This is a genomic window from Ilumatobacter sp., assembly GCF_049588435.1.
Classification (GTDB): Bacteria; Actinomycetota; Acidimicrobiia; order Acidimicrobiales; family Ilumatobacteraceae; genus Ilumatobacter_A.
The window spans coordinates 1-21,818 of the sequence record NZ_JBAVYV010000360.1; the positions used below are offsets into that span (position 1 = coordinate 1).

At 66.8% G+C, this 21,818-nt stretch carries 23 protein-coding genes and 1 pseudogene; 12 read left to right on the top strand and 12 right to left on the bottom strand.

The features are described 5' to 3' along the window. A pseudogene (locus WBV89_RS13900) lies at positions 1-183 on the bottom strand (cytochrome B6); the annotation flags it as partial. Between the two features lie 2 nt (positions 184-185). Continuing rightward, complete coding sequence (locus WBV89_RS13905) at positions 186-1,031, bottom strand: hypothetical protein (protein WP_423981952.1); 846 nt, start codon at positions 1,029-1,031, stop codon at positions 186-188. 337 nt (positions 1,032-1,368) lie between these two features. On the opposite strand from WBV89_RS13905, the gene WBV89_RS13910 reads away from it, so the two are divergent. The 6 genes from WBV89_RS13910 to WBV89_RS13935 are packed head-to-tail and all read left to right on the top strand — an operon-like array spanning position 1,369 to position 5,924. After that, on the top strand, positions 1,369-1,911 hold the full coding sequence (locus WBV89_RS13910) for an RNA polymerase sigma factor (RefSeq protein WP_423981953.1): 543 nt from the start codon (positions 1,369-1,371) through the stop codon (positions 1,909-1,911). Next, positions 1,908-2,747, top strand: a complete 840-nt coding sequence (locus WBV89_RS13915; protein WP_423981954.1) for a hypothetical protein — start codon at positions 1,908-1,910, stop codon at positions 2,745-2,747. The genes WBV89_RS13910 and WBV89_RS13915 overlap by 4 nt, the downstream gene beginning before the upstream one ends. Continuing rightward, positions 2,744-3,604 (top strand): ABC transporter ATP-binding protein, encoded by an 861-nt coding sequence (locus tag WBV89_RS13920; RefSeq protein WP_423981955.1) that lies wholly within the window; start codon positions 2,744-2,746, stop codon positions 3,602-3,604. The genes WBV89_RS13915 and WBV89_RS13920 overlap by 4 nt, the downstream gene beginning before the upstream one ends. Next, positions 3,601-4,440, top strand: coding sequence for a hypothetical protein (locus tag WBV89_RS13925; RefSeq protein WP_423981956.1), 840 nt, complete (start codon positions 3,601-3,603; stop codon positions 4,438-4,440). Before WBV89_RS13920 ends, WBV89_RS13925 begins: the two co-directional genes overlap by 4 nt. Positions 4,441-4,447: 7 nt before the next feature. Continuing rightward, positions 4,448-5,305 carry a hypothetical protein gene (locus tag WBV89_RS13930; RefSeq protein WP_423981958.1) on the top strand — a complete coding sequence of 286 codons (858 nt, stop codon included), beginning with the start codon at positions 4,448-4,450 and terminating at the stop codon, positions 5,303-5,305. Positions 5,306-5,327: 22 nt separating this feature from the next. Beyond that, entirely contained in the window at positions 5,328-5,924 is a 597-nt protein-coding gene (locus WBV89_RS13935; RefSeq protein WP_423981959.1) for a hypothetical protein, read from the top strand. Between the two features lie 59 nt (positions 5,925-5,983). Here WBV89_RS13935 and trpA read toward each other — a convergent pair whose 3' ends face one another. The 3 genes from trpA to WBV89_RS13950 all read right to left on the bottom strand — a co-directional run bounded on the left by trpA (position 5,984) and on the right by WBV89_RS13950 (position 8,748). Continuing rightward, a complete protein-coding gene (gene trpA / locus WBV89_RS13940) occupies positions 5,984-6,766 on the bottom strand; it encodes a tryptophan synthase subunit alpha (protein WP_423981960.1) in 783 nt (260 codons plus the stop codon). Then, positions 6,766-7,965 (bottom strand): tryptophan synthase subunit beta, encoded by a 1,200-nt coding sequence (gene trpB / locus WBV89_RS13945; RefSeq protein ID WP_423981961.1) that lies wholly within the window; start codon positions 7,963-7,965, stop codon positions 6,766-6,768. The genes trpA and trpB overlap by 1 nt, the downstream gene beginning before the upstream one ends. A gap of 129 nt (positions 7,966-8,094) precedes the next feature. Beyond that, a complete protein-coding gene (locus WBV89_RS13950) occupies positions 8,095-8,748 on the bottom strand; it encodes a phosphoribosylanthranilate isomerase (RefSeq protein WP_423981962.1) in 654 nt (217 codons plus the stop codon). A 53-nt stretch (positions 8,749-8,801) separates the two neighbouring features. Here WBV89_RS13950 and WBV89_RS13955 point away from each other — a divergent pair, with 53 nt between their 5' ends. The 3 genes from WBV89_RS13955 to WBV89_RS13965 all read left to right on the top strand — a co-directional run bounded on the left by WBV89_RS13955 (position 8,802) and on the right by WBV89_RS13965 (position 11,501). After that, positions 8,802-9,545, top strand: coding sequence for a polyphosphate kinase 2 family protein (locus WBV89_RS13955; RefSeq protein ID WP_423981963.1), 744 nt, complete (start codon positions 8,802-8,804; stop codon positions 9,543-9,545). Between the two features lie 47 nt (positions 9,546-9,592). Further along, a complete protein-coding gene (locus WBV89_RS13960) occupies positions 9,593-10,456 on the top strand; it encodes an SDR family NAD(P)-dependent oxidoreductase (RefSeq protein WP_423981964.1) in 864 nt (287 codons plus the stop codon). A gap of 61 nt (positions 10,457-10,517) precedes the next feature. Continuing rightward, positions 10,518-11,501: a Ca2+-dependent phosphoinositide-specific phospholipase C gene (locus tag WBV89_RS13965; protein WP_423981965.1), complete on the top strand. Its 984-nt coding sequence runs from the start codon at positions 10,518-10,520 to the stop codon at positions 11,499-11,501. A 57-nt stretch (positions 11,502-11,558) separates the two neighbouring features. On the opposite strand, the gene trpC is transcribed toward WBV89_RS13965, so the two are convergent. The 7 genes from trpC to WBV89_RS14000 form a co-directional block, all read right to left on the bottom strand. Continuing rightward, positions 11,559-12,344 carry an indole-3-glycerol phosphate synthase TrpC gene (trpC, locus tag WBV89_RS13970; RefSeq protein ID WP_423981966.1) on the bottom strand — a complete coding sequence of 262 codons (786 nt, stop codon included), beginning with the start codon at positions 12,342-12,344 and terminating at the stop codon, positions 11,559-11,561. Beyond that, positions 12,341-12,649 (bottom strand): putative quinol monooxygenase, encoded by a 309-nt coding sequence (locus WBV89_RS13975; RefSeq protein WP_423981967.1) that lies wholly within the window; start codon positions 12,647-12,649, stop codon positions 12,341-12,343. The genes trpC and WBV89_RS13975 overlap by 4 nt, the downstream gene beginning before the upstream one ends. A 48-nt stretch (positions 12,650-12,697) precedes the next feature. Next, positions 12,698-14,008, bottom strand: coding sequence for a glycine--tRNA ligase (locus WBV89_RS13980; RefSeq protein ID WP_423981968.1), 1,311 nt, complete (start codon positions 14,006-14,008; stop codon positions 12,698-12,700). A gap of 199 nt (positions 14,009-14,207) precedes the next feature. Then, positions 14,208-15,140, bottom strand: a complete 933-nt coding sequence (locus WBV89_RS13985) for a hypothetical protein (RefSeq protein ID WP_423981969.1) — start codon at positions 15,138-15,140, stop codon at positions 14,208-14,210. A 250-nt stretch (positions 15,141-15,390) separates the two neighbouring features. Next, positions 15,391-17,112 carry a YfbK domain-containing protein gene (locus WBV89_RS13990; RefSeq protein ID WP_423981970.1) on the bottom strand — a complete coding sequence of 574 codons (1,722 nt, stop codon included), beginning with the start codon at positions 17,110-17,112 and terminating at the stop codon, positions 15,391-15,393. A gap of 148 nt (positions 17,113-17,260) precedes the next feature. Next, positions 17,261-17,989, bottom strand: a complete 729-nt coding sequence (gene recO / locus WBV89_RS13995) for a DNA repair protein RecO (RefSeq protein ID WP_423981971.1) — start codon at positions 17,987-17,989, stop codon at positions 17,261-17,263. Beyond that, positions 17,986-18,537 (bottom strand): undecaprenyl diphosphate synthase family protein, encoded by a 552-nt coding sequence (locus WBV89_RS14000; RefSeq protein ID WP_423981972.1) that lies wholly within the window; start codon positions 18,535-18,537, stop codon positions 17,986-17,988. Before WBV89_RS14000 ends, recO begins: the two co-directional genes overlap by 4 nt. 57 nt (positions 18,538-18,594) lie before the next feature. Between WBV89_RS14000 and uppS the strand changes: the two genes are divergently transcribed. The 3 genes from uppS to WBV89_RS14015 all read left to right on the top strand — a co-directional run bounded on the left by uppS (position 18,595) and on the right by WBV89_RS14015 (position 21,690). Then, positions 18,595-19,281: a polyprenyl diphosphate synthase gene (uppS, locus tag WBV89_RS14005; protein WP_423981973.1), complete on the top strand. Its 687-nt coding sequence runs from the start codon at positions 18,595-18,597 to the stop codon at positions 19,279-19,281. Continuing rightward, positions 19,278-21,167, top strand: coding sequence for an ATP-dependent DNA helicase (locus WBV89_RS14010; protein ID WP_423981974.1), 1,890 nt, complete (start codon positions 19,278-19,280; stop codon positions 21,165-21,167). Before uppS ends, WBV89_RS14010 begins: the two co-directional genes overlap by 4 nt. 88 nt (positions 21,168-21,255) lie before the next feature. Further along, positions 21,256-21,690, top strand: a complete 435-nt coding sequence (locus WBV89_RS14015; RefSeq protein WP_423981975.1) for a DUF6325 family protein — start codon at positions 21,256-21,258, stop codon at positions 21,688-21,690. The last annotated feature ends 128 nt before the right edge of the window (positions 21,691-21,818 follow it).

Sequence of the window (21,818 nt, forward strand, 5' to 3'; positions counted from 1 at the left end):
GTACAGCACCGAGTTCATGATCACGTAGCTGCGGTTACGCGGGCTGTCGGTGTAGCCCTTGCGGAAGATCGAACCGGGGCGGAAGATCGAGCTCCAGGCCTGACTGCCCTGCACGCCGTCGACCACGGACCGCAGACGTGTCGTGAACCTCGGTCGTCGCGCGTGGTCGATGATCCGAGCCATGGTCAGCGACTGCCGATGTCGATGAACGTCGAGACGGCGCTCGGAAGCGCGATCAGGACTGCCACGATCCCGACCACCCGGCCGGCGGTGATCCAGCGCCGAGACCGCACGGCATCGACCAAGGGCTGCCATCTGGTCAGGACGATCGCTGCGACCGTGATCACCACCACGAGTGCGGTGATCGAGAACGCGAGCACCGCCAGCAACGCAGGCGCGAGATAGCGCAGCAGGACGCGTCGGTCGACGGCCAAGAGTGGCAACCACTGGCTCAGCCTGGCCAGGACCCCGGCCAGCACGATGCCGAAGGCGACCGCGAGCGCACCGAAAACGACGAGCGAGAGCCAGCCCGGACCGACGATGTCGAAGTCGGGATTGTCCGCACGGAGTGGATCGATCGTCGTGCCGGCCAAGATCAGCAGCCCCACCCCGAACGTGGCCCCACCGAACCGTGCCCGAGGCAGGAATCGGCGGACCAGGAGATACAGCGATGCGGCAGCGACGCCACCGAAGATCCCGTTGAACAGCACGAATCCGACAGTGCCGTCCACCGTGATCTCGCCGACCGTCTCGCCCGCCTCCGTGGTCCGACCCTGCGCAGGATCACCAGCGGTGACGGCGAGCAAGCGCATCGCGAGGCGGCCTCCCCCACCGATCACGGTGATGCCCGCGACGACCCCACCGGTGAGTGCGAGCGACGCGAACCACGCAACTCGCGCGGCCACGAGAGTCGGCGTCAACGCCTCACCCGAGCCCGGCGGGTCCGGACTCCGGAAGTCGAGCCGGCTCCATACGCCGCCGAGCAGGAGACCGACGAGCAGCAGGATCGCGCATGCGACCATCAGCTTCATGGTGCCCTCCTTCCTCTGAACACGACGAGCCAACTCGGGTACCCACCCATGTGTCGCGCCGAACCGATTCGTCGGTTCACCGGCGAACCGAATCCACTGCTCGGCGCAACGGACCGGTATGCGCACCACCCGTCGACACACACGATTGGCCACGGCTCTGATCGTCGTGTGGTCGACCGTCTCGGCCTGCACCGGCCTGCCTGGTGACACCGACCATGACGATCCCGAGTCCGGCGAAGCGCACCCGGCGTTCGTGTCGCCTTCGCTCCGATGACGTCGACCGGGTTCCCGTGCGAATTCGGTGAACCGCCCCGGGCGTTCGGTGGCACAGTTGTGCATGACCCGGGGGTGTCCCGATGATCGCACCGACGTCGAGCTCGTCGCCGCCGTCGTCGAGCGAGATCGTGCAGCGCTCCACGAGCTGTACGCACGCCACCAGCCCTGGCTCTCGATCCGTCTCGCATATCGATGCTCCGACCGCACGATGGTCGAGGAGGCGGTGCAGGACACGTTCGTCGCAATCTGGAGTTCGGCCCACAAGTACCGCGCCACCGGTCCGGTGGCGGCATGGATCTGGGGCATCGGTATCCGTCGGCTGTTGCACGTAATGAGACCCCGGAAATCACTGCGCGAACGTCTGCTGGCACAGCGTTCGCCCGACCTGCTGTCGGCAGAGGACGAGCTCCTCGTCGGAGTGGAACACGGTGATGTCGGAATGGCGCTGGGACGGTTGTCTCCCGAGTTACGGATGGTCGTTCAGGCCACGGTGCTCGACGGGCTCAGCTGTCAGGAGGCCGGCCGCCTGCTCGGCATCCCGACCGGGACGGTGAAGACGCGGATGATGCGGGCCAAGCGCGAGATGAGAGAGGCACTGATATGACCGCCGTCGAGGATTGGCACATCAGTGACCACGACCTGGACCGATACGCCCACCAGTCGATCTCGACATTCACCCGCGCGTCGGTGGAGTCCCATCTCCTCGGGTGTGATCGATGTCGATCAGCGCTCATCGGTCGATCGCCCGCGGGAGCGGACACGCGGGCACAGGAGATGTGGGCGCAGATCGCCGATCGGATCGACGTGAGCGGCCGTCCATTGCGCTCGTCAACGACCGCGCTCCAGGTCTCGACGGCGAGCCCGCTGCTGGTGCTCGCGACGCTTGTCGTCGCCGTCGGGGTGCTCGTCAGCGTCGGCATCGCCGCGACCGTGGCCCCCCGGGCGTCGCTTCCCCTGTTCGTCATGCTCGCACCCGTGGCGCCACTCATCGGTGCCGTCGTCGCCTTCCAGACCGGCATCGACCCAGCCGGTCAACTGGCGGGTGCGACACCGCTGGCCGCCGGGCGGCTGCCGTTCTTCCGGGCGATGCTCGCGAGCGGCTCGGCACTGCTCGCCGTCGCGGCAGCGAGTGTCTTCGTGTCCGTCGGGCTCTCCGACGTCGCGATCTGGCTGCTTCCCGGGCTCGCGTTGACGGCTCTCGTCGTGGCGGCGTCCACCTGGGTCGAACCGCGACGGGTCGCGCTGGCGCTGGGGTGCGTGTGGGCACTGGCCGTCGCGACGTGGTCGTGGGGCCCACGATCGCCCAGCGCCCAACTCGATCTCGCCGACTTCGCCGCTGAGCGAGTTCCGGTCCAAACGGCGCTCGTCGCCATCACCCTCGCTTCCATCGCCATCACGGTCGTGCGGCGCAACGAACTCCCTGCCTGGAGGATCCGATGAGTAGTGCCCCGGTCATCGAGCTGACGTCGCTGAGCAAGACCTTCGGCTCCACCATCGCCGTCGACGATCTCGACTGGTCCGGTGGGCTCGGCGTCATCGGGTTGCTCGGCCCCAACGGTGCAGGGAAGAGCACGTTGCTGAGGATGCTCGCCACGGTCCTCGCACAGGACGGCGGGGCGATCAAGGTGTTCGGCCTCGACCCCGCCGATGCCGACGACCGGCTCGCCATTCGCCGACGACTCGGGTACCTGCCGCAGGAGGCCGGCCTGTACCGGAACTTCACCGCATTCGATCTCGTCGACTATGTCGCCGTGCTCAAGGAGATCACCGATCGACCGACCCGGCGCGCCGAGGTTCGCCGGGTCCTCGACGACGTCGGGATGACCGACGACATGCACCGACGGATCCGGACACTCTCCGGCGGGATGCAGCGCAGAGTGGCGCTCGCCGCCGCGCTGCTCGGGCGGCCCGACCTGCTCGTGCTGGACGAACCGTCGGCGGGTCTCGACCCCGACCAGCGCCTCCGCCTGCGTACGGTGCTGTCCGAGATCGGTCGACGAGCCACGGTGCTGCTCTCGACGCATCAGACCGAGGAGGTCGCCGCGTTCTGCCAACGCGTCCTCGTGCTCGATCACGGACGTCTGCTGTTCGATGGTTCACCACGTGACCTCGCCAACCGGGCGGTGGGAAGAGTCTGGATCAGCGAGCAGCCCGACACCGATGCGCTCCGGTCATGGGTGACCGGCGATGGCGACATCCGCAACATCGGGGTCCCTCCGGCCGCGGCAGACGTGGTCGAGCCGACGCTCGACGACGGATACCTGCTCGTCGCAACCGACGAGGCGGCGGGCACATGACGGCCACTGCACTCCTCACACCGTTCGAACGGGACGCCGTGCGACGCGACTCCCTCGTCGAACTCGCTCGGATCGAAACCGCCACGATGCTCACACGGGCATCGATTTGGATCGGGTTCGTCGTGAGCGTGGTCGTGGCCGTCACCGGAGCGCTCGCCGACGAGGAGTGGTCCGCTCAGAAGTACCAGTCGCTCGTGCCGCTCGCCATCTATCCGATGACGCTGACGACGTTCGTGGCCGGCGTTCGTGCGGGACATCGCGATCGCTCGCACCATGGCGCACCGCTGTCCGAGGACGCGCCGCTCGATGGCGACGATCGCGCGTGGGCGCGACTCGCAAGCCTGATCGTGCCGGTCGGTTCAGCCGCCCTCTTGACGATCGTGATCAGCGTGGGCAGCCGCATCGAAGGCGGATTCTGGATCGGCGAGGGGACGGCTCGCAACGACCGCGCCACGCACTCGATCCTCGAGCTGCTGCAGCCGCCACTCGTCGTCGCCGTGGTCGGTGCGGCCGCCATCGCGGTCGGACGCGCCGTCGTCCGGTCGGGCCCGGCGATCGTGCTCGGAGTCGTGGCGCTGTTCATGACGGGGAGCGTCTACTGGATGTGGAACGCGGACTACGTCTACGCGACAGCGCTGATGCAGATCCAGCCTGTCGAGGACCTCGACGCCGTCCACTGGCCGACCGTCGGCCTGCACGATCTGTACCTGGTCGGCCTCGCCGCTGGATTCTGCGGGCTCGCGGTGCGCGGCCCCGTCAGACGTCGGCTCGCGCTCGGCGGCGCCGCGATCGCCGCGCTGTCCGTCGTTGCCCAACTCGTCGTCGCGCCGCAGTGATCGAGTGATGATCGGACACACCGCCACCGAGTCGATCCCCGCCACTCCATCGCTCGCGGATGCACGCCACCGCACCGCGATCGCCCACCTCGCCCGAGTCGAGTCGTTCACGATGCTGCGACGCCTCTCGCTGTGGATCGGCCTCGCGCTCACGCTCGCGAGCCTCGTCGTCGCGATGAGGGGACAGCCGCAGTCGGCCACGAAGTATCGGGATCTGGTCCCGCTCTCGAGCTTCCCGATGACGTTCGCAATGTGGATCGTGGGGGTGCGTGCGGGACATCGGGACCGATCATCGCGACGCCCGTCGCTCGCTGACAGCGCACCACTGGGTGGTGATGAACGGGCGATGGCGAGGCTGGCCAGCCTCGTCGTGCCGATCTGCCTCGTCGCGTTCGTCATGGCGCTGTTCGGTATCGCCAGTCGTCTCGAGGGAGGTTTCCGGATGGGGGACGGGTCGGCGCGTACGGAGGGCGCGGTGCACTCGATCTTCGACCTGCTCCAGCCGCCGCTCGTGGTCGCCGTCGTCGGAGCGGCCGGCGTTGCGACCGGTCGAGCAGCTCGCTGGTCCAGTCCGCCGATCGTGCTCGGACTGCTCCTGCTGTTCATCGGTCTCGGCCCCTGGTGGCTGTGGAACGAGCGCTACGTCTACGCGACGGCGCTGATGCAGGTCCAGCCACTCGAATTCCCGGAGCGCCAGTTGGTCCACGCTCCCACCGTGGCTCTCCACGACCTGTACCTCCTCGCGCTCGTCGCTGTGTTCAGTGGGCTCGCGCTGCGACAACACCCACGTGGGCGACTGGTCGGCGGTGGAGCGCTGCTCGCCGCGCTCGCCGTTGTCGCGCAACTCGTCGTCGCGCCGTTCTGAGCCCTGCCGCGCGGACACTGTCATGATCGAACCCGCCGTCGCCACCCAGTCAATCCGAGCGACCGTCTCGGTGACTCCGCTGGGCCCGTTGGCTGCGATCACGACGGGGTTGGTGACCATCGGCGCAGTGATGAGCTGGCGCTCGTCGCAGGTTCCCGACGTCCTGGCAACGGTCGCACCCGGAGCGTTGGCGGCGGGCGTCGCGCTCGGCCTCGACGACGAGGGTTTCCGGTTCATCCGAGCGTTGCCGACGACGGCATCAGCGCGCCTCATGCTGCGCTTGGTGGTCCTCCTCCCCGCGGCGATGATCTCGGTGACGATGCTCCTGATCGCACGAGCCTGGTTCTTCGATCAGCACGCCGGTTCGGTGTCGCCCGCTGCTGTGTCTGCGCTCATCGGGACCGCGATCGCCATCGCGGTCTGCTGGGCCCGTCACCGACCCGAGAGCGCGGCGGAAGCCGGCGCTGCGGTCGTGGTCGTGTGGACTCTGGCCGAGGCGTACGTCCCGGACATCGCCGTGTTCCGAAGCGCTGCGAGTGCGTGGCACACCGATCCGTTCGCGGTGTTGGGTGTGGCGGTCGTGCTGACGGTCGTCGGGTCTTCCGGACGCACGGCGTAGCTCGCCCCCGCTGAGTGCCGATCCTCGGTTGACGGCATGGGGCCGCGGCCGAGAACCCCCTACGCGTCGATCGCGGCGCGTACCTCAGCGACGTATTCACCGACGGCGTCGGGACCCGACTCCATCAGGCGACGCACCATGCTGGCACCCTGGATCACACCATCGGCGATCCGCGAGGCCTGGTATGCCTGCTCGGCGTTCGAGACGCCGACACCGACGAGGACGGGGACATCGGTGATGGCCTTCAGCCGGGCGGCCAGATCGGTCGCGGTCTCGGCGAGGCTGGTGCGTTCGCCGGTCACGCCGAGCAACCCGACCGAATACAGGAAGCCGCGCGCACGGGCAGCGACGAGCGGCAGCCGCTCATCCGGGGCGGTTGGAGCGGCGAGCATGATCGTCTCGATGCCGTGTTCGTCCGCGGCCGCACACCAGGGCCCGGACTCCTCCAGCGGCAGATCGGGAAGGATCGCCCCGGCAATTCCGGCGCGCTGGAGGCTCGCCGCGAACCGTTCTGGCCCAGGGTGATGGACCAGGTTGTAGTACGTCATCACCGCGAGCGGGATCTCGACGTCGAGGTCGGGGACCTCGTCGAGGATCGCCATCGGGGTGATTCCGGCGTCGAGCGCGGCCTGGCTTGCCTCCTGGATCACCGGACCGTCCATCACCGGATCGGAGAACGGAATCCCGATCTCGACGGCGTCGGCTCCGTTGGCCGCACAGGCTCGGATCGCCTCCTGCCAGCCCGGATAGCCCCCCGTGATGTAGGGCACCAGAAGTTTGCGGCCGTCGGCTCGCTTGGCCCGAAACTCGCTCTCCATCCGACCGATCGGCGTCTGGTCCATCAGACTTCACCGCCCATCTCGTCAGCGAGGATGTCCATCATCTGTGCGACGTCCTTGTCGCCACGACCGGACAGACTCAACAGGACCGTCCGGCCCTCGATCTCGTCCGCGATGCGGCTGATCCATGCCACCGCATGCGCCGACTCGAGCGCCGGGATGATTCCCTCGGTTTCGGATAGGAGTCGGAACGCCGTGATCACCTCGGCATCGGTGACGCTGGGGTACTCCGCTCGGCCGATCGCCGCGAGGTGGGCGTGCTCGGGCCCGACACCGGGGTAGTCGAGGCCCGCCGAAATCGACAACGCTTCCTCGACCTGGCCGACCTCGTCCTGCATCAGGTAGCTCCGTGAGCCGTGGACGACACCGGGTGTCCCCCGCCCGATCGCCGCTCCACCGGCGGGTTCGACACCGACCAGTCGGACGTCCGGCTCGTCCACGAAGCCGGAGAAGATCCCCATCGCGTTCGAGCCTCCGCCGACGCACGCCACGACCACGTCGGGCATGGCGCCCGTCATCTCCTGGATCTGCTCGTGGGCCTCATCGCCGACGATCGATTGGAACTGGCGCACCATGTACGGATACGGGTGCGGACCGACGACCGACCCGAGACAGAAGTGGGTGTCGGACACGTTCGCCACCCAGTGACGCATCGCTTCGTTCACGGCGTCCTTGAGGGTCCGGCTGCCGGACTGGACCGACTCGACCTCGGCGCCGAGGAGCTTCATCCGGAACACGTTCAGAGCCTGACGCTCCACGTCGACCGCGCCCATGTACACCTTGCAGTCGAGCCCCATCAGCGCCGCTGCGGTTGCGCTCGCGACCCCGTGCTGGCCCGCTCCGGTGTCGGCGACGATGCGTTTCTTGCCCATCCGCTTGGCCAGCAGGGCCTGGCCGATCACGTTGTTGATCTTGTGTGACCCGGTGTGGTTCAGGTCCTCTCGTTTGAGGATCAAGCGGATCCCGAGGCGCTCGCCGAGGTTGTGACACTCGGTCAGGATCGATGGACGGCCCGAGTACTGCGTGTGCACCCGCGTCAACTCGTCACGGAAGGCGGGATCCACCCATGCGTCGGCGAATGCCGTCTCCAACTCCTGGCACGCGGGAACGAGCGTCTCGGGGACGAAACGTCCGCCGAACTCGCCGAAGCGACCGGTCGAATCGGGGGGTGCACTCAACGTGTTCGCAGCTGGTGGCGTCATCGCTGCCGAGGGTACCCATCGGTCATCGGGTGTCAGGCACCGATTGGCCGATCGCTGTCCGGTCATCGTGCGTGTCATCGTATGTGAGACGCAGAATGACGGCTTTGAGCGTCGTCCTCAGTCAGCCGCCTACTCGAAGTCCCAGTTGTAGGGGCCCTCGTCCTCGCCGAGATACTGCTCGGGTGCGGCCGCTTTCGCGTTGGCGATGAAGCGCATCACGGCGATCGGATCCTTCTTGCCCGGAGCGCTCTCCACACCGCTCGCCACGTCGACGCCCCACGGCTCGACCTCGGTGATCGCCGCGGCGACGTTGCCCGGGTTCAGTCCGCCGGCCAGAATCAGTTTCATCTGCGAGGGAGCGTCACCGGCCAGGTTCCAATCGAAGACCTTGCCCGAGCCCGGTTCGGGGGCGTCCATCAGGATCATGTCGGTGCCGTACGTGTCCGCCGATGGGAGGTTGTCGTCGCCCGCAGCGAACGCCTTGATCGTCCACCGGAAATGCCCGGCGATCTCCCTGCACTGCTCCGCCGTCTCACGCCCGTGGAGTTGCACCGCCTTGACGCCGGCGCGGTGGGCGATGTCGACGACCCGGGCGGGAAGGTCGTTGCGGAACACTCCGACGGTGAGCACTTCGGGCGGCAACCGACGCGTGATGTCGTACGCCTTCTGCGGCGCGATCTGTCGTTCCGATGGGGCGAAGATGAAGCCGACCGCATCGGCCCCCATCGCCACGGCGAGCAACGCGTCGTCTTCGTTCGTGATGCCGCAGATTTTGACGAACATGGTGATGTGACCGTATCTCCCGGGCGAGGGTCGGCGGTCTATGGTCGTGCCCGATGGGGCGCCTCGACGAGATCGATCTGACACTCCGACTCGACAAGGACGAATACGAAGAACGTCTCCGCATCGCGCAGGCGAAGTTCCTCGAGCTCCGACTCGGGCTCGGTGGTCAGACGACCGGCGGCCAGATCGGCCCAGGCCTGCTGATCGTCGTGGAAGGCGTCGACGCCGGCGGCAAGGGCGGAGCGATCCGCCGCACGGTCGAACGGCTCGACCCACGGCACTACTCGGTGTACTCCTACGCAAAGCCCTCGGACCGCGACAAGCGCCACCACTTCCTCTGGCGATTCTGGAGCAAGGTCCCCGGACAGGGCGGAATGTGCGTGTTCGACCGCAGTTGGTACGGCCGGGTCCTGGTCGAGCGCGTCGAAGGTTTCGCCACTCGCGAAGAGTGGATGCGCGCCTACGACGAGATCGTTCAGTTCGAACGCGGCGTCGTCATGGAGGGCGTCATCGTGGTGAAATTCTGGCTGCACGTGAGCGAAGACGAGCAGCTCAAGCGATTCGAGGCCCGGCGGGACGACCCGTTGAAGCGGTGGAAGTTGATCGACGAGGACTGGCGAAATCGCGAGAAGTGGCCCCAGTACTCCGCTGCGATCGAGGACATGTTTGCGATGACCGACCACCAAACGGCTCCGTGGAACCTGATCTCCGGCGAGCAGAAGAAGTGGGCCCGAGTGCAGTTCCTCGAGACGCTGAACGAACGTGTCGTCGAAGGCATCGAACGCTGGCACAGCTGAGCTGACGACGATGCCGATGATCAAGGATTTTGGATGAAGAGTTTCGGATGAAGAATTTCCGTGGACGTGTGGCGGCGATCACCGGTGCCGGCTCCGGCATCGGACGCGCATTGGCCGAGGAGCTGGCGCAGCGTGGTTGTCGTCTGTCGTTGAGTGACGTGGACGAGGAGGGACTTGCCGAAACCGTGTTGCGCTGCGAACGATTCGGCGTCGCGGTGCGACCCGCCCGGGTCGATGTCGGCGATCGTGCCGCCGTGTTCGCGTGGGCCGACGAAGTCGCAGCCGACCACGGACAGGTCAACCTCGTCGTCAACAATGCCGGAGTCGCGCTCGGGGCAACCGCGCTCGGCCAGTCGATCACCGACTTCGAGTGGCTGATGAACGTCAACTTCTGGGGCGTCGTGCACGGGACCCAGGCGTTCCTGCCGCATCTGAAGGAGAGCGGGGAGGGCCACCTCGTCAACATCTCGAGTGTGTTCGGATTGATCAGCATCCCGACCCAGTCGGCCTACAACGCGTCGAAATTCGGTGTCCGCGGCTTCACCGACGCGCTCCGGATGGAGCTCGAGATCGACCCGTGCGGGGTCTCGTCCACCACGATCCACCCCGGTGGGATCAAGACGAACATCGCCCGCAACGCCCGGACCGACGAGTCGATCCTCGTGGCGGGAGCCGATCCCGAGGAGTTCGTCGACAGCTTCGACAAGCTCGCTCGAACCACGCCCGACAAGGCGGCCCGACAGATCCTCAAGGCGGTCGAACGCAACCGTCGCCGCGCGCTCATCGGTCCCGATGCAGTCATGTTCGACATCGTCTCGCGTCTGCCCGCCGGGTTGTACCAGCGGGTGCTCGTCGCCGGAGCGCGTCGCGAACGCGCTCGGCGTTCCGAAGCACAGCCGACACCGACGTGACACAGCTCCGAACGACCATCCGTGGCGCCGTCGCCTGCGGTGCGGTGGTGCTCGCAGCCTCGTGCTCGAGCAGCGGCGACGTCGAGGTCGCCGACACCGCAACCGCGCCGACCGACCCCGCTCCGAACAGCTCGCCGATTTCGGTATCCGCCAGTTCGAACTCGACGTGTTTGCCGACCCCGACGGCGGCTTGTACGCCAACCGTGCGGCGAATCCCGTCGTCGGTCTCCCGGTCGAATCCGGCGAGCCGGCGCTCGACGAACCGGGCTTCAAAGTGCTGCACACGCAGGATTTCGACTACGCGACCACCTGTCTGACACTCGTGGCGTGCCTCGGCGAGATCGACACGTGGTCGGCCGACCACCCGAACCACCTGCCGATCGTCGTCCTGGTCGAGTTGAAGTCGCTGTCGGTACCCGAAGCGGCCGCCGAGGAAGGGATCGACCTCACCATCGACCTCCCGTGGGCCGTGCCGGTCGAGACGACCGCCGAAGTGCTGGGTGCACTCGACGCCGAGGTTCGTTCGGCGCTGTCTCCCGAGCGGTTGCTCGATCCCGATGAGGTACGCGGCGACGCAGCCTCTCTCACCGATGCGGTCGAGGGCATCGGGTGGCCCGAGCTCGCCGACACGCGCGGTCAGGTTGTGGTCGTGCTGAACGACGCCGGGGCCCAGCGTGACCTCTACATCGCCGACACGCCCGTGCTCGAGGGTCGACCGATGTTCACCAGTTCGACACCCGGAGCGCCGGACGCCGCCTTTGTCCGCTTCGACGACCCGACCGATCCGAGCCTCGACGCTGCAACGTCGGCCGGCTACCTCATCCGCACGCGGACGGATTCACCGACCGTCGATGCCCGGGAGAACGACACCGCCAAACTCGACGCCGCGCTCGCCGGCGGTGCCCAGTATCTGAGCACCGACTACTACGAGCCCTCGACCTACTTCGACAGTCCCTACGTCGTGATGTTGCCCGGCGGGGCGATCGCTCGATGCAATCCGGTCACGGCTCCGGCCTCGTGCTCACCGGAGCTGCTCGCCGAGTAGCCGGTTCCGAGTGACCGGCGCCTGGGGCCGATTTCTCGGACGTTCCGTGTCGGGCGACTACTCGCTGTTGGCGATCAGAGCGGCGATCGCGGCAGCCGGGTCACTGCTCGTGACGAGCGTCTCACCGACGAGCACGGCGTCGTAGCCCGCAGTTTCGAGGCGATGCGCATCGGCCGCGTCGCGAACCCCGGACTCGGCAACCTTGACCGCCGAGTCGGGGATCACCCCGGCCATGCGTTCGGCGCGCTCGTGATCGACCTGGAACGTGACCAGGTCGCGTTGGTTGACGCCGATCAACGTGGCGTCGGCCGCGAGCGCAAGTTCGAGTTCCGCCTCGTCGTGGATCTCGACGAGCACGTCGAGTCCGACCTCGACCGCAAGCCGATGGAAGTCGACGAGTTCGGTTCGGTCGAGTGCGGCAGCGATCAGCAACACACAGTCCGCTCCCATCAACCGCGCGTCGACCACATCGAGGGCACTCACGGTGAAGTCCTTGCGGAGCACCGGGAGCGCGCACGCCTGATGAGCCATCTGCAGATCGCTCACCGATCCACCGAAGTGCGGCGTGTCGGTGAGGACCGACAGACACGTCGCTCCCCCACGCTCGTACACGCGCGCCATCTCGGCCGGGTCGAGGTCGGCGTGAAGATCGCCCTTCGACGGCGACCGACGCTTGATCTCGGAGATCACGCCCAGCCGACCGGAGCCCGCCAGCGCGTCGCGGAAGCCCCGAGCGGGCGGCAGGTCGCCGACGGCGTCGAGAAGTTGGTCGACCGTGCGCGAATCTGCCGCCGCGGCGGCTCGATGGTGGTCGAGAATTGCGTCGAGATAGGTGGCCGTCACAGGCCCTTGCCGCGTACGGGGTTGCACACGGTGATCTCGGGACGACCACCGGCTAACGGGCGCAACGCCATTCCGAGTTCCTTCATCGTGTCGCTCGAGCTGTGGGCAGCAAGCGCCTCGGCGCTGGTGTACTCCTCGTACATCCAGATCACGTTCTCGTCGGCGGTGTCCTCGCTGACGATGTACGTCAGCGTGTCGGGCTCGTTGGCCTCGACGTGATCCATCATGGGACCCATCGCTGCGATCAGTTCGCTGCGCTTTCCCTCGAGGGCGGTGATCTTGGCGATGACAGAAACCTTGCTCATCACCCGAACGTATCGTGACGGGGTGGGTCCGACCCACTCCGTCACCCGTCAGAAGCCGAGGCGATCGCCGACCGTGGACAGCAGTTCGTCGATCGGCACGCGAACCTGCTCGGTCGTGTCGCGGTCGCGAATCGTGACTGCGTTGTCATCGAGCGAATCGAAGTCGACCGTGACGGCCAACGGCGTCCCGATCTCGTCCTGGCGTCGGTAGCGCTTGCCGATGTTCTGGGTCTCGTCGTAGTCGACCATGTAGCGGTCGGAGAGCAGCTTGCGAACATCGTGCGCCAGCGGTGTGAGCGTGTCTTTCTTGCTCAGCGGGAGCACGGCGATCTTGTACGGAGCGAGGCGCGGATGCAGGCGCAGTACGGTGCGCGATTCGCCGTTCACCTCGTCCTCGTCGTACGCGGCCAGCAGGAATGCAGCCATCGTCCGGGTGGCACCGGCGGCCGGTTCGACCACGTATGGCACGTAGCGCTCGTTCGTCTGCGGGTCGAAGTAGTCGAGACGCTCACCCGAGACGGCGGCGTGTGCCTTGAGGTCGAAGTCGGTGCGCTGGGCGATGCCCTCGAGCTCGTCGAAGCCCCACGGGAACTTGAACTCGACGTCGGACGTCCCGATCGAATAGTGCGACAGCTCGTCGTCGTCGTGCGGGCGCAACATCAGCATGTCGGCGGGGATCCCGTGCTCGATGTACCAGTTCAACCGCTCGTTGCACCAGTACTCGTACCAGGTCTGGCTGTCTTCGGGCGGGACGAAGAACTCCATCTCCATCTGCTCGAACTCGCGGGTCCGGAAGATCCAGTTCTGCGGGGTGATCTCGTTGCGGAACGACTTGCCGACCTGCGCGATGCCGAACGGCGGCTTCTTGCGGCTCGTCTGCAACACCTGACCGAAGTTGGTGAACATGCCCTGCGCCGTCTCCGGACGCAGGTAGGCATCGGCGCCGGTTCCCTCGACCGGTCCGGCCTGGGTCTTGAACATCAGGTTGAACTCGCGGGCTTCGGTGAAACTGTCCTTCTCGCCGCAGTTCGGGCACACATCGGGGTCGTCGAGCTTGTCGAGGCGGAAGCGGTTCTTGCAGTTGGTGCAGTCGACCAATGGATCGGAGAAGTTGGCCAGGTGGCCCGATGCCTGCCACACCTGCGGCGGGCTGAGGATCGCGGCATCGATCAACACGACGTCGTCACGCTGCTGCACCATCGAACGCAACCACGCCTCCTTGACGTTGCGCAGGAGGAGCGAACCGAGGGGGCCGTAGTCGTAGGTCGAGCGGAAACCGCCGTAGATCTCGGCGGACTGGTACACGAACCCACGGCGTTTGCAGAGGGAGACGATCTGTTCGAGGTCGGTGGCGGCCATACAGCCCGCAAGGCTAGGGCGCCCGCACCGGCTTGACCCGCCGGATCCACGCCCACGAACCACCTCCCCCTGATCCGCTCCCCACCTTCCGGTGAGATGTGAGACAACCCATCGCTCCCGACTCTCACCGGAGCACCACGACGACCCGCTCCGGTGAGATGTGAGACAACCTGCACGTCTCACATCTCATCGGAGGCGATCAGGAGGCACGGCGCAGCAGTGCGACCTCCTCGGCGAGCGATCGGAGGCTCGCGTCGAGGGCGCCACCCAACTGCTGCGGTCCGAGTCGGCGGACGATCCAGCCCACGCGGTGCGCGGCTGCGTCGCGTTCCGCATCGGCTCGGGATCCTGCGGTTTCACGATGGGTCGGGAAGCCGTCGACCTCGACAGCCCAACGAATCTCAGGGATTGCCAGGTCGAACCTGACGGCGCCGTAGCCGGGCAGCCTCACGGGGTGCTGACGGACGAGACCGACGACACCGTGCTCCCGCAAGCGGTCACCGACCACCACTTCGAGGTGGGACTCGGCCGCCGGCCCGTCGATCCGTCGACGCACGACCTCGAGATACCGACGCACCCAGCGGCGGCGAGGGCTCGTCCAGTCGCTCGCCGCTCCGATCATCTCCGCCTTCGCGTGATGGCCGTCGTGCATGCACTGCTCGACGACCGACACGAGGTCGCGATCGTTCATCCACCGAGCGAGGTCCAGCGCAAGTCGAGGGCGATTCAGAATCCGGATGCCGTCCGAACGTTCGACCACGTCGTCTGCTCGAAGCGTCGCTGTGCGGAACACCTTCACCCACGTCGCCAGCGTCGGGTGCGAATGCGGAGGCCCGATCACGTGGATGCGCCGATCTCCCGGCAGGCGGCGGAGTTCGTACAAGCGCCCCGCCGTCGGGCCGGCGACGATCAGCTCAGGATGCGCTCGACAGACGGCCGAGCAACGTTGCCAATCGGAGTCCGCCACCGACGGGCTCCGATAGGCGCCCGAGAGAACGAGTTCGAGTCCGCCTCGCCGGACAACGTCCTTGATCTGTGGCCGGCTCATTCCCGCTCCGGTCAGGTCCTCGACAGACGCCACTCCGTGCTGGCGGGCCAGAACGGCATGGGCTGCGGTGGTGAGATCGCTCATGTTCCTCCTCACATCGTCGTGCAGGGAGGGAGTCGGCAGAGCCACGATATCGGGAGCTCCACGCGGCCATGTCCCCCCTTCCGATGAGATGTGAGACCACCTTCCGATGAGATGTGAGAGCGAGGGGTCGCCCGGACTCTCACCGCAACGGGGTTCCGGGACTCTCCGGTGAGATCCAGGGCGGACGGGTTGTCTCACATCTCACCGGAACGGCGAGGGGCAACGTGGTCCGGGTCCGGGTCGGGAAGCGTCAGGAGTGGTCTGCTGCTGCAGCGATGAGGGCTGCGAGTTCGTCGACATCGTCATCGTCGATGACGTCGGCGAGGCGATCCGCCTCTTCGGCCAGCGCCTCGATGTCGACCGCGTCCGCGAACGGATTGTCACGCATCTTCTCGGCGAATGCAGCGACCACCGTCGCCAACTGGAAGTCGTCCGACGTGTCACGCCAGCCCGGTTCGACGTCGCGCAGGTCGATGTCCTCGTCGGTCTCCGTCACCTCGCCGGTGTCGGGATCTTCCCACCGCAACGCCACGACGCCGAGCTCGGCACGGTCGTCGAGGCCGAGATCGTCGACGAGGTCGACCTCGTAGATCGCCGTCACCTGATGACCTGCGCCCAGCTCGCCTGCGTCGACCGAGTCATCGCGGAAATCGCTGTCGCGGACACCTCGATTCTCGAAACCGATGAGCCGGTAGGCCTGGACGAACTGATCGTCGAACTCGACCTGGATCTTGGCGTCCTTCGCGACGGTCAGCAGCGTCGACGTCAACTCGTCCTCGAACAAACGCTCGGCCTCGTCGATCGTGTCGACGTATGCGTAGAAGCCGTCGCCGTTGTCGGCGAGTTGCTCCATCGTGACGTCGTTGAAATTGCCCATCCCGAAGCCGACCGTGACGAGGTCGATGCCGGCATCTGCGTCGTCGCGGATCATCGAGGCCAGTTCCTGCGGATCGGTGACCCCGGCGTTCGCCACGCCATCGGATGCGAGCACCACCCGGTTGATTCCATCATCGTCGAAGGCCTCCCGAGCCAGCTGGTACCCCTCGCGCAAACCGGACTCGAGGTTGGTCGAGCCACCCGGACCGAGTTCGTCGATGGCGTCGACGATCCGATCTCGGTCGCGGACCGGGGTCGGTTCGAGCACGATTCCCGAAGTGTCGCTGTAGGTGACGATGGCGACGGTGTCGTCGTCGTTCAGTTCGTCGACGAGAACCTCGAGTGATTCCTTCACCAGCCCGAGGCGGTCGTCGCGGTCCATCGAACCCGATGTGTCGATGACGAACGTGAGCGCCGCTGGTCCCCGATCCTCGTCCGCCACCTCCTCACCCTGGACTCCGACCCGGACGAGGATGTTGTCGTCGTCGAACGGCGACGGTCCCCCGTCGACCGAGATGTCGAGCCCGTCGCGTGGCGCGTCGTAGTCGTAGTCGAACGCGTTGACGTACTCCTCGGGCCGCACCGACTCACGGGGCGGCAGCGCGTCTTCGTCCAGGTAGCGGCGGGCGATCGAATACGAGCCGGTGTCGACATCGAGCGCGAACGTCGACAGCGGATCATCGGCGGCCGCCACAAACTCGCGGTAGCCGTAGTCCTCGAATCGATTGTCGTCGAAGCGGTCCTCGACGTCATCGGACGGTTCGTCGTCGAAGAGTCCATCGCCTTCTCCCGGGTCGGATTCGTCGAACGGTGCCTCGACGTCGATCGAGGCGGTGCGATCCTCTCCCGGGTCGGCCTCGGCATCGATGTCGGCTCCTCCATCCCCCTCCTCCATCGCGTCGGCGGCGCTCGCGTCTTCGGCTGCTTCGTCCTCGGCTGGCTCCTCCTCGGTTGCTGCGGGTACCTCGATCGCCTCCGTCGGCGCCTGGGTCGACGCGGTGTCCCCGGTGAACTCACCCTCTGCGTCGGCGGGGCGGGACTCGTCCGTTGCCGAGTCGTCGCTCGAGCACGCGGCGACGATGGTTCCTGCGGCCATCAGCGCGGCCATCGCGCGGGTTGTCGTCCGTCTCGCCGTCCTGCTCACGTCGGTGTGTTGCATGACACATTGGACGTCGACGTGGTCCGACCGGTTCCCGTCGTCACCGAACCGACACATGGACATTCGGGCTCGGTTTGCGCCCCGATCAGTGGGCTTCGAACATCGCGACGGCCCGCAGGCGACGCTCGATCTGATACTCGAGCGCCCTCGTCGCCAGCGCCGACACCTCGTGCGTTGCGGGTGACTCCTCCTGGTCGAGCGCGTATTGGAGCCGCCCGCCGAGGATGTCGCGGAGCAATCCGAGTGCCGCCGGACTGATCGCCTGGCCGGATCGACACGCACGACAGAGGACTCCGCCCTCGTTGAGGTCGAACGCCACCAGCTGCACCTCCGGTTCGGTTCCGTTGCACCGCACGCACGCGTCGAGCTGCGGATGGAAACCCTCCCGTGCGAGCAACTTCCAGTAGAACGCCGGGACGTTCAGGGGCGACGGAGACGCCGCGATGGTGCGCAAGACGCCGACGAGCATTCGGTACAGCTGTGGGTTCGGTTCGCGTTCGAGCGACAGCTGGTCGACCGCTTCGAGCGCAGCCAGTCCCTGGGAGGCGCGATCGAGCGATGACAGCATCGGGGACAACGGCTCGACCGCCTCGGCCTGACTGACGATGTCCAACTCGCGACCGCGGTACAGCAGCAGCTTGACGTGACTCATCGGTTCGAGCCGAGCACCGAACTTGGACCGGGTCTTGCGGACACCCTTCGCGACGGCACGGACCTTGCCGTTGTCCCGGGTGTGGATGACGACGATCTTGTCGGACTCGCGCAGTTTGTAGGTGCGCAGGACGACGCCCGTGTCGTGATAGAGCCCGCTCAACCGACCGACTCGTCGGAATCGTCGAGCCCTCCGAAGCGGCGCTCCCGCTGAGCGAAGTCGGCAATCGCCTCGACCAGGTGGTCCTTGGTGAGCTCGTCCCAAGCCATCGGCCGAAACACGAGTTCGCCGTACGCCAACTCCCACACCAGCGACGGCGGGAGCCGAGTCGGTTCCCCGAGCACGACGATCAGGTCCGGCTCGTAGTCGGCCGGTGCGTACAGCATCTCGGACACGGTGGCCTCGTTGATCGGTTCCTCACGCGGGATGGCCGCCATCGCCTGGGCGAATCGAGCCCGTCCGTCACCGTTCGGATCGATGATCACGTGACAACCGTCGACGTGACGCTCCCAACCCGTGCTGTCGCTCGGCCGGCTGCCGGGCTCGAACGCCCGCAGCGTGAGGTACGTGGCGCCGGCGTTGGCAGCGACGGCACCGAGTTCACTCACCCGCTGATCCCACCGCTTGACGCCGAGGTCGTCCCAGTCTCCCAACGTGCCACCGACGACCATCACGTGGCGAAGGAACTGCTGCGTGTGGGCGGTCGACACGTTCCCATCATTCCATACGTCCGGTGATTTCGGCGGGAGTCACTACCCTGATCGCTCGTGCCGAGTGATCCCGCCTCCGACCATGGCCTGCACGTCGCGTGCATCATGGATGGAAACGGTCGATGGGCCGGTCGGCGGGGGCTCCCCCGCACCGAGGGCCACACCGAGGGCGAGGAGAACCTGGCCCGCCTGGTCCGTGTCGCGGTGCAACGCGACATCGGTTTCCTGACCGTGTTCGGGTTCTCCACGGAGAACTGGCGCCGGCCCCGACCGGAGGTTCGCCACATCCTCGGTCTCCACGAGAAGCTGTTCGGCCGGGTCGCAGAACTCAACGAACTGAATGTCCGCATCCAGTGGATCGGTCGCCCGTTCGATTCCAGCGAGGCACGGACACCCCGCTACGTCCAGCGCGCGATCCGCAAGGCGATCAGTGACACCGCGGACAACACCGGGATGACCCTCACCGTCGCGTTCGACTACGGCGGACGTTCGGAGCTGGTCAGTGCCGTCGAGAAGGCGCGTGAAGACCCGGACGGGATCACCACCGACTCGATCTCGCGGCATCTCTACGTCCCCGACCTCCCGCCGGTCGACGTGCTCGTGCGCACCAGCGGCGAGCGGCGTGTCTCGAATTTCCTGCTGTGGCAGGCGGCAGGAGCCGCGATCTACTTCACCGATGCGCCGTGGCCGGACTTCGATGCCACCGAACTCGATGCGGCGCTCGCGCTGGTGCCGACTCCGTGAGCGAGACCATCGGTCGCACCGCAGCGCTCCTCGACACGGTCACGGCGGCGCTGGACCACCACGAGCAGCGACACGGCCAGCACGAGATGGCCACCCTCGTCGAACACGCGATCGCGACGAAGCGGCACCTGGTCGTCCAGGCGGGAACCGGCACCGGGAAGACACTCGCCTACCTCGTGCCAGCGCTCGCGTCGGGCGCGTCGGTCGTCGTCGCAACGGCGACGAAGGCGCTCCAGGACCAGCTCGCGACGAAGGACCTCCCATTCCTGGCCGAACACCTCGGCATCGATTTCGACTGGTCGATCCTGAAGGGCCGCAGCAACTACGTGTGCCTCCAGCGGTTGAGCGAGATGGCCAACCCCGACCAGGGAATGCTCGAGCTCGACACGATGGCCGTGGTCACCAAGGCCGAGATCAAACGCCTCGCGGACTGGTCGGCGACGACCCCGACCGGCGACGTCGCCGAACTGGATTGGGCGCCGACCGACACGGCATGGCGTTCGGTGAGCGTCGGGTCCGATGAGTGCCCGGGTGCCGAACGTTGTCCGCAGGGTGCCGGCGGTTTCGCCGAGGAAGCCCGGCGCCGTTCGCAGGCCGCCGATGTCGTCGTCGTCAACACGTATCTGTACGGCCTCAACGTCGCATCGGACAACGCGATCCTCCCCGACCACGACGTGGTCATCTTCGACGAGGCGCACGTGCTCGAGGACGTGATGAGCGACACGGTCGGCGTCGAGATCTCGCCCGGCCGATTCGTCGCGCTCGCCGCGACGATCCGCCGGATCCTCGACGACCCACGGCTCACGGGTGGGGTCGCCGAACTGGCCGAGTCGCTGCGCGATGCGCTGACGCCGCACGTCGGAGAGCGACTCACCACTCCCCTTCCCGACTCGGTGCAGGAACCGCTCACGTCGGCGCGGTTGCGACTCGGCGAGGTCAACGACGAACTCGGTGCCATCGAGACGACGAACGAGGACGCCAAGCAGCGCAAGCTGCGGGCTCAGACGATGACCGGCCGGTCGATCCAGCAACTCGACATCGCGATCGAAGGGCGCGAGGGGTACGTGGCCTTCGTGTCCGGCTCACGGGACTCGCCGCGCCTCGAGATCGCCCCGCTCGACGTCGGGCCGACGATGGACGACGGCGTCTGGAAGCGACGCACGGCGATCCTCACCAGTGCAACGATCCCGTCGACCCTGGCAACGCGCGTCGGGATCGCGTCGGACGCGGTCGACGTCGCGGACGTCGGGAGCCCGTTCGACTACGAGTCGAACTCGATGCTCTACTGCGCGATCCACCTTCCGAACCCGAACTCCCCCGAGTTCCGCGCGCAGGCCAACGACGAGCTCGAGGCGCTGATCAACGCCGCCGGCGGCCGAACGCTCGCCCTGTTCACCAGCTATCGAGCCATGGACGAGGCCGCGGAGGAGATGCGCAAGCGCCTGGACATGCCGGTGCTGACGCAGCGCGACATGCCCAAGACGGCGCTGGTGAAGGCCTTCGCCGACGATGAGGAGACGTGCCTCTTCGCGACGGCCGGGTTGTTCCAGGGCGTCGACGTTCCGGGAACGACCCTCTCGCTCGTCGTGATCGATCGGATCCCGTTTCCACGGCCCGACGATCCACTGCTCTCCGCCAGACGGGAACAACTCGGACGCACGGCGTTCAGCGAGATCGACATCCCGCGGGCGTCGATGATGCTGGCGCAGGCCGCCGGTCGCCTGATCCGGAACGCCACGGACACCGGGGTCGTGGCGGTCATGGACCCGCGTCTCGGGAAGGCCAACTACCGGTGGGACATCGTGCGCGCGTTGCCCCCGATGAAGCGGACGCGTCACCGTTCGGAGGTCGAGGCGTTTCTCCGCTCGATCACCGCTGACCACTGACTCGAGTGAGGACGCGATTGCGTTGCTCCCGCACCGGCGGTGCAGTACGGTGCAGAAGCCAAACGAGCCGACTATGGAGGTCTGACACATGGCACTAGGTCCAATCGAGGTCATCCAGGTCGCGTTCCCGGGGAACCAATTCAATGGAGAGATCATCCCGGAACTCGAACGGCTGGTCGAGAGCGACACGATCACGATCGTCGACGGCGTCGCGATCGTGAAGGGTGCCGACGGCGAGTTCGAGTTCGTCGAGTTCGATCAGGACGGTGGTGACGAGGCGACACAACGCCTCGCGGGCCTGCTGGACCAGGTCGAAGCGATGATCTCCGACGAGGACATCGAGCATCTCGCAGCGGGCCTGGAGCCCAACAGCACAGCTGCGATCCTGGTCTTCGAGCACACGTGGGCGAAGCCGTTCCGTGACGCCATCGTGAACTCCGGCGGTGTCCTCGCTGCGAACTTCCGGGTGCCGGGGCTCGTCGTGGATCAATTGCTCGACGAGCTCGCCGAGCTCGAAGACTGACCGCGTTCGACCAAACCGCACGACAACAAGGAGACATTCGATGAGACGACGTATGGGACGCCCGGGGCTGGTCGGGACGATGGCACGCTCGGCGGTGGTCGCAGGAACAGCGTGCGCGACGGTCGGTG

Coding starts and splice junctions, on each gene's coding strand:
- WBV89_RS13990 (WP_423981970.1), bottom strand. CDS start 17,112: ATGGCCGCAGGAACCATCGTCGCCGCGTGCTCGAGCGACGACTCGGCA.
- WBV89_RS13950 (WP_423981962.1), bottom strand. CDS start 8,748: ATGTTCGTCAAAATCTGCGGCATCACGAACGAAGACGACGCGTTGCTC.
- WBV89_RS13960 (WP_423981964.1), top strand. CDS start 9,593: ATGAAGAATTTCCGTGGACGTGTGGCGGCGATCACCGGTGCCGGCTCC.
- trpB (WP_423981961.1), bottom strand. CDS start 7,965: ATGACGCCACCAGCTGCGAACACGTTGAGTGCACCCCCCGATTCGACC.
- WBV89_RS13980 (WP_423981968.1), bottom strand. CDS start 14,008: ATGGCCGCCACCGACCTCGAACAGATCGTCTCCCTCTGCAAACGCCGT.
- WBV89_RS13925 (WP_423981956.1), top strand. CDS start 3,601: ATGACGGCCACTGCACTCCTCACACCGTTCGAACGGGACGCCGTGCGA.
- WBV89_RS13955 (WP_423981963.1), top strand. CDS start 8,802: ATGGGGCGCCTCGACGAGATCGATCTGACACTCCGACTCGACAAGGAC.
- WBV89_RS14015 (WP_423981975.1), top strand. CDS start 21,256: ATGGCACTAGGTCCAATCGAGGTCATCCAGGTCGCGTTCCCGGGGAAC.
- WBV89_RS13985 (WP_423981969.1), bottom strand. CDS start 15,140: ATGAGCGATCTCACCACCGCAGCCCATGCCGTTCTGGCCCGCCAGCAC.
- WBV89_RS13905 (WP_423981952.1), bottom strand. CDS start 1,031: ATGAAGCTGATGGTCGCATGCGCGATCCTGCTGCTCGTCGGTCTCCTG.
- WBV89_RS13975 (WP_423981967.1), bottom strand. CDS start 12,649: ATGAGCAAGGTTTCTGTCATCGCCAAGATCACCGCCCTCGAGGGAAAG.
- WBV89_RS13935 (WP_423981959.1), top strand. CDS start 5,328: ATGATCGAACCCGCCGTCGCCACCCAGTCAATCCGAGCGACCGTCTCG.
- WBV89_RS13915 (WP_423981954.1), top strand. CDS start 1,908: ATGACCGCCGTCGAGGATTGGCACATCAGTGACCACGACCTGGACCGA.
- WBV89_RS13910 (WP_423981953.1), top strand. CDS start 1,369: ATGACCCGGGGGTGTCCCGATGATCGCACCGACGTCGAGCTCGTCGCC.
- WBV89_RS13920 (WP_423981955.1), top strand. CDS start 2,744: ATGAGTAGTGCCCCGGTCATCGAGCTGACGTCGCTGAGCAAGACCTTC.
- trpA (WP_423981960.1), bottom strand. CDS start 6,766: ATGGACCAGACGCCGATCGGTCGGATGGAGAGCGAGTTTCGGGCCAAG.
- WBV89_RS13930 (WP_423981958.1), top strand. CDS start 4,448: ATGATCGGACACACCGCCACCGAGTCGATCCCCGCCACTCCATCGCTC.